This is a genomic window from Amycolatopsis kentuckyensis, assembly GCF_002155975.1.
GTDB classification, from domain to species: Bacteria; Actinomycetota; Actinomycetes; order Mycobacteriales; family Pseudonocardiaceae; genus Amycolatopsis; species Amycolatopsis kentuckyensis.
On record NZ_MUMI01000507.1, the window covers coordinates 1 to 5,998 of the forward strand.

General features: G+C 72.4%; 8 protein-coding genes. 5 read left to right on the forward strand and 3 right to left on the reverse strand.

From position 1 onward, the window contains the following. Positions 1-505, forward strand: a 505-nt coding sequence (locus CCN39_RS39070; RefSeq protein ID WP_244211191.1) for a LysR substrate-binding domain-containing protein, incomplete at its 5' end; no start/stop codon positions are given. Positions 506-599: 94 nt separating this feature from the next. Beyond that, positions 600-1,346: an SDR family NAD(P)-dependent oxidoreductase gene (locus tag CCN39_RS39075; RefSeq protein ID WP_086850986.1), complete on the forward strand. Its 747-nt coding sequence runs from the start codon at positions 600-602 to the stop codon at positions 1,344-1,346. Between the two features lie 16 nt (positions 1,347-1,362). Here the strand turns inward: CCN39_RS39075 and CCN39_RS39080 are convergent, their stop codons facing one another. Next, positions 1,363-2,175: a carbon-nitrogen hydrolase family protein gene (locus CCN39_RS39080; RefSeq protein WP_086850996.1), complete on the reverse strand. Its 813-nt coding sequence runs from the start codon at positions 2,173-2,175 to the stop codon at positions 1,363-1,365. Next, positions 2,172-2,951, reverse strand: coding sequence for a DUF1295 domain-containing protein (locus CCN39_RS39085; protein WP_086850988.1), 780 nt, complete (start codon positions 2,949-2,951; stop codon positions 2,172-2,174). The genes CCN39_RS39080 and CCN39_RS39085 overlap by 4 nt, the downstream gene beginning before the upstream one ends. Positions 2,952-2,981: 30 nt before the next feature. Here CCN39_RS39085 and CCN39_RS39090 point away from each other — a divergent pair, with 30 nt between their 5' ends. After that, on the forward strand, positions 2,982-4,193 hold the full coding sequence (locus tag CCN39_RS39090; RefSeq protein WP_086850990.1) for a threonine synthase: 1,212 nt from the start codon (positions 2,982-2,984) through the stop codon (positions 4,191-4,193). On the opposite strand, the gene CCN39_RS39095 is transcribed toward CCN39_RS39090, so the two are convergent. Further along, on the reverse strand, positions 4,190-4,543 hold the full coding sequence (locus CCN39_RS39095; protein ID WP_086850992.1) for an arsenate reductase family protein: 354 nt from the start codon (positions 4,541-4,543) through the stop codon (positions 4,190-4,192). The genes CCN39_RS39090 and CCN39_RS39095 overlap by 4 nt on opposite strands. 54 nt (positions 4,544-4,597) lie before the next feature. Here CCN39_RS39095 and CCN39_RS39100 point away from each other — a divergent pair, with 54 nt between their 5' ends. Together CCN39_RS39100 and CCN39_RS39105 are read left to right on the forward strand one after the other, a co-directional pair. Then, on the forward strand, positions 4,598-5,191 hold the full coding sequence (locus tag CCN39_RS39100) for a TetR/AcrR family transcriptional regulator (RefSeq protein ID WP_167455312.1): 594 nt from the start codon (positions 4,598-4,600) through the stop codon (positions 5,189-5,191). Then, the gene (locus CCN39_RS39105) at positions 5,188-5,811 is read left to right on the forward strand and encodes an enoyl-CoA hydratase/isomerase family protein (protein ID WP_086850994.1); all 624 of its coding nucleotides are present in this window, start codon (positions 5,188-5,190) and stop codon (positions 5,809-5,811) included. Before CCN39_RS39100 ends, CCN39_RS39105 begins: the two co-directional genes overlap by 4 nt. Positions 5,812-5,998: the final 187 nt, after the last annotated feature.

A 5,998-nucleotide genomic window follows, 5' to 3' on the forward strand; every position in this document is an offset into this window, starting at 1 on the left:
CTCCAGCCGGACCGGCGAGCCCAGCTTCTCCGCCAGGTCCGCGGCCAGCAGGACGCCGACGTCCTCGGTCACCACGAGCGCCGCGTCCAGGTCGGGCCCCGCCGGGCGCTCGCGGACCAGCCCGACGTCCAGCTCGCCGGTCCGGCTGGAGGACCTGGCCGGCCTGGAGTGGTTCGCCTTCCCGCGCGCGGGCAGCCCGGCCTGGTACGACGAGCTGGCGGCGATCCTGCGCAGCCACGGCCTCGACGTCGGCCCGGAGGTGCCGGAGGAGCAGCGGCTGATCGTCGAGCTCAAGATCCCGGCGGTCAGCGCGGGCGGGGCGTACGCCTTCGCGCCGCCCGAGTGGCCGTACCCGCTGCCGGACACCGTGCGCTGGGTGCCGCTGGCCGGGCGCCCGATCGTCCGGCGGACCTGGGCGGTGTGGCCGGCGGCGTCGCGCCGGCGGGACGTCGCCGAGTTCGTCGCGGCGCTGGAAGACCATCGGCGGAACGGATCGGAGGTATAAGGAGGGCCGAACACCCATCCGGAAGTTCTCTTGCGGCGGGCTCGCTTGAACTCTGCGACCGGGGAAACCCCCCGGGTTGCGGAGGAGTTGAGCGATGACTGCAGAACTGGCCGGGTCGACGGCACTGGTGACGGGCGGCACGAGCGGGATCGGCCGCGCGACGGCGGTCGCGCTGGCCGGGCTCGGCGCGCACGTCGTGCTGTCCGGCCGGGACGCCGGGCGTGGCGCCGAGGCCGTCGAGACCATCCGCGCGGCGGGCGGCAAGGCGGACTTCGTCGCGGCGGACCTGACGGACGCCGCGTCGGCGCGCGCCCTCGCGGACCGGGCGACGGAGGTGGCCGGGCCGATCGACGTGCTGGTCAACAACGCCGGCGTGTTCCCGACCGGGCCGACCGCGGACTTCCCGGAGGCGGACTTCGACGCGGTCTTCACGACGAACGTGAAGGTGCCGTTCTTCCTCGTCGCCGCGTTGGGGCCGGAGATGGCGGCGCGCGGCCACGGCGCGATCGTGAACGTGTCCACGATGGTCGCCGTGCGCGGGATGGCGGGCATGGCGGTGTACGGCGCGTCGAAGGCGGCGGTGGAGCTGATGACGAAGGCGTGGGCGGCGGAGTTCGGCCCGTCGGGGGTCCGCGTCAACGCGGTCAGCCCGGGCCCGACCCGCACCGAAGGCACGGCGGTGTTCGGCGACGGCCTGGACGAGCTGGCGGCGGCGGGCCCGGCCGGACGCGTGGCGTCCCCGGACGAGATCGCGGCGGCGATCGCGTTCCTGGCCGCGGGTGACGCGAGCTTCGTCCAGGGCGCGATCCTCCCGGTGGACGGCGGCCGGCTGGCGGTGTGAGCCCCGCGGGACGGCGTCACCTCAGGAAGGTGACGCCGTCCTGGGGACGCTCGTCCACCGTCAGCGAGAAGACGTCCGGCCGCGAGTAGTGCCCCGAGACATCGAGGCTGTGCCGCGCGGCCACGATCTCGTCGAGGTCGATCTCCGCCGTGATCAGGCCTTCCGCGTCGCGCAGCGGGCCCGCCAGCACGTCCCCGAGCGGGCCGGCGATCACGCTGCCGCCGCGGAACGGGTCGTCGCCGGCCGACTCGTACGGGCACGCCGAAACCACGAAGCACCGGCCCTCGTCGGCGATGTGGCGCATCGACGCCTGCCAGACGTCGCGGTCGTCCGCCGTCGGGGCGCACCAGATTTCGACACCTTTCGCGTACATCGCCGCCCGCAGCAACGGCATGTGGTTCTCCCAGCAGATCGCCGCACCGGCGCGCCCCGCCGCCGTCGGGACCACCGGGAGCGTCGAGCCGTCGCCGCGGCCCCACACCAGGCGTTCGCGGGCGGTCGGGACCAGCTTGCGGTGCTTGGCCACCAGGCCGAGTTCCGGGTCGAGGAAGACCACCGTGCTGTACAGCGTCGAGCCGTCGCGCTCGATGACGCCGACGACCAGGGTGGCGCCGGTCCGTGCCGCGAGTCCGGCCAGCTCGGTCACCTCGGGGCCGGGCACCGTCACCGCCGCGCCGAAGTAGCGCACGAACGGCTCCCCGCGCGGATACCCGCCGAGCACGGCTTCCGGCAGGACCACCAGGTCGGCGCCCCGGATATCGTCCTCGAAGGCCAGAATCCGCGCGAGGGGGACGCCGGTCGCGATCTGCAGCGCGGCGACGACCGTCATCCGCGGGCCGGCCACGGCACCACGGCCGACGTCCGCCGCTGGTAGTCCGCGTATTCGGGGTACCGGGACTTCGTGATGCTCTCGGTGAACCGGGTCGACCCCACGAACAACAGCGTGAGCAGGACCGCGCCGGCGACTGTCCACTGCAGACCCCCGGCGACCACGCCGAACGCGGCGACCGCCCACCACTGCGCCTGCTCGAAGAAGAAGTTCGGGTGCCGCGAGTAGCGGAACAGCCCGGCCTGCAGGAACCGCGTCGGCGCCCGGCCGGCGTGCTTCTCGCGGTGGAACACCCACTGCTGCTGGTCGGCGACCGTCTCCCCGGCCAGGAAGGCGGCGAAGACCAGCGCGACGACGACGTCCGCCACGCCGAACCCGCCGGGGTGCTCCAGCGCGGTCAGCGCGGGGAGCGTGATCAGCAGCAGGATCGCGTTCTGGTACAGCGAGATGAAGAAGAAGTTGAACAGCTGGAACTGCCACGGCGCCATCCGCTCGCGCAGCACCGCCCACCGGTAGTCCTCGCCGCCGGGCGCGTAGCCGCCCTTCCGGGCGAAGTTGAAGGTGAGCCGGATGCCCCACAGCGCGACCAGCGCGAACATCACGTCGAGCCGCGCGTCGGCGAACCCGGCGGCGCCGGCGAAGATCCCCACGTAGGCCACCGGCACGATCGACCAGATCCGGTCGACCCAGGAGTACTCCCTGGTCAGCACGGAGACCAGCCAGGTGCCGAGCGTCACCCCGGCGAAGACGTACAGGCACACCCGCAGCGCGTCCATGTGCTCACTTTAGGACCTAGGATCGGCGTTGTGCCGTACTCGTTCCTCAGCCACCTCGAGTGCTCGCGAACCGGCGACCGCCTGGACGCCGACGCGGTCCAGGGCCTCTCCCCGTCGGGCGCGCCGCTGCTCGCGCGCTACGACCTCGACGGGGTCCGCGAGGCCGTGACGCCGAAGGAGATCGCCGGGCGCGAGCCGACGCTGTGGCGTTACCACGAGGTGCTGCCGGTGCGCTCGGCCGAGCACGTCGTCAGCCTCGGCGAGGGCATGACGCCGTTGCTGCGCCTGCCGCGCTACGGCCGCGAGCTGGGACTGTCGCGCCTGTGGATGAAGGACGAAGGCCTGGTCCCGACCGGCACGTTCAAGGCGCGCGGGGCCGCGGTCGGCGTCTCGCGGGCGGCCGAACTGGGCGTGCGCGGGATCGCGATGCCGACGAACGGCAACGCCGGCGCGGCGTGGGCGTTGTACGCGGCGCGCGCGGGGCTGTCGAGCCTGGTCGCGATGCCGGACGACGCGCCGGCGATCACCATGCGCGAGTGCGTCGCCGCCGGTGCCGAGCTGTACCGGGTGGACGGGCTCATCGGCGACGCGGGCAAGCTCGTCGCCGCGGCGGCCGGGCGGCGTCCCGGCGTGCAGGACGTCTCCACGCTGAAGGAGCCGTACCGCATCGAGGGCAAGAAGACGATGGGGTACGAGATCGCCGAGCAGTTCGGCTGGCGGCTGCCCGACGTCATCCTCTACCCCACCGGCGGCGGGGTCGGCATCATCGGGATCCACAAGGCGCTGCTGGAGATGCGGGAGCTGGGCTGGGTTTCCGGGCCGCTGCCCCGGCTCGTCGCCGTCCAGGCCACGGGGTGCGCGCCGATCGTCACGGCGTTTTTGCGGGGTGAGCGGGAAAGCACGCCGTTCCCGGACGCGCGGACGGTCGCCTTCGGCATCACGGTGCCCAAGGCGCTGGGCGACTTCCTCGTGCTCGACGCCGTGTACGCGACCGGCGGCACCGCGATCGCCGTCACCGACGAGGAACTGCTGGCGGCGCAACGGGAACTGACCTCTTACGAAGGCACCTTCGTCTGCCCGGAAGGCGGAGCGTGCTTCGCGGCGCTGAAGCACCTTCGCGAATCGGGGTGGCTCGAAGGCGACGAAGACGTCGTCGTGCTGAACACCGGCGCCGGGATCAAGTACCCGGAGACGGTGCCCCTGGACGTCCCGCTCCTGTCGACGACCGACGCGATTCCTTAGAGGACCGACCGCACGGTTTCGGGATCGCGGGCGACGACCGTCGTGCCGTCGTCGGCCGTGATGATCGGCCGCTGGATCAGCTTGGGGTGCTCGGCCAGCGCCTTGATCCACTTCGGCCGGTCCGCGGGCGTGCGGCCCCAGGCCTTGAGGCCGAGTTCCTTCGCGACGGGCTCGGCGGTGCGCGTGATGTCCCACGGTTCGAGGCCGAGGCGCTTCAGGACGGCTTTGATTTCGGTCGCTGTCGGCGGGTCTTCGAGGTAGCGGCGCACGGTGTATTCCGCGCCGGCCTCGTCGAGCATCGACACCGCGGACCGGCACTTCGAGCACGCCGGGTTGATCCAGATCTCCACGGGAGGCACCCTACCGCCTTGGTTTTGGAGCACGTGCTCTGTTATGGTCGCGGCATGCCCCGCCCCCGCGTCCACGACCTCGACGCGCTCCTCGACGTCGCCGAGCGGCTCGTCGCCTCCTCGACGGAGGTGACGGTCCGCGGCCTGGCGGCGGCCGCGGGCGTCCCGAACGGGACGATCTACCACGCGTTCGGGTCACTCAGCGCGGTGCTGGCCCAGACTTGGCTACGCGCGGCAACGGCGTTCCTCGACCTGCAGACCTCCCGGGTGGACCTGGCTCCTTCGCCGGTGGAAGCGGTCGTCGCGGCGGCGGACACCCCCGCGGAGTTCGCGCTGCTGCGTCCCGACGGAGCACGGATGCTGCTGAAGGTGCGGGGCGACCGGCTCTTCGGCCCGGAACTGCCCGACGAGCTGGCGGAAGCGCTGCACGCAGTGGACAAACGCTTGGTCGCGCTGCTGGTCCGGCTGGCCCGGCAGCTGTGGGACCGCGGGGACGGGCCGGCCGTCGAGGTGATCACGACGTGCGTCGTCGACCTGCCGACGGCGTTCTTCCGGCGGGACATCACCGATCAACTGGTGCGGGAAAGGCTGGCCGCCGCGGTGCGGGCCGTGCTGACCGTGCCCCCTCGAGAAAAGGACCGACCGTGACCGTTTCCGTACTTGACCTCGGCGCCGACGAAAACCGGTTCTCCCCGGACTGGCTGCAGCGCGTCCATTCCTTTTTGGACGGAGTCGAGGGCCCGCTGGTGACCACCGGCAGCGGCAAGTTCTATTCGAACGGCCTGGACCTCGAATGGCTGACGGCCCACGGTGATCAGGCATCGGAGTACGTCGCGGAGGTCCAGGAGCTGTTCGCGCGGGTACTGACGCTGCCGGTCCCGACGGTGGCGGCGATCAACGGCCACGCATTCGGCGCGGGCGCAATGCTGGCGATGGCGCACGATTTCCGCGTGATGCGCAGCGACCGGGGTTACTTCTGCTTTCCGGAGGCGGACATCAACATCCCGTTCACCCCGGGCATGGCGGCGTTGATCCAGGGCAAGCTGACCCCCTCGGCGGCGATCGCCTCGATGACGACCGGACGGCGGTTCGGCGGCCTGGCCGCGGCGGAGATCGGGCTGGTGGACGAGGTCGCGGCCGAGGGCGACGTGGTGAAGGTGGCCCGGGAGCGGGTCCAGGACCTGGCGGGCAAGGACCGGGGAACGCTGGGCGCGATCAAGACGACGATGTTCGCCCCGGCCGTGGCGGCTTTGCGAGCGGCGGGGTAGGCCTCCGGCCCCCGGTATCCAGCTTACCGGGCACCACCGACAGTTCCGGGCGGCCGAGGAAGCGAGCGGCCGCGGAGGCGAGACTGCGAGGCGCGGGACCAAGTGCTGCGGGGAAACGGCGGCGCGCGGCGGGACCAAGTGCAGCGGCAGTGTGGCATGCGCGGGCACCCGCCGCGCGCCGCCGTTT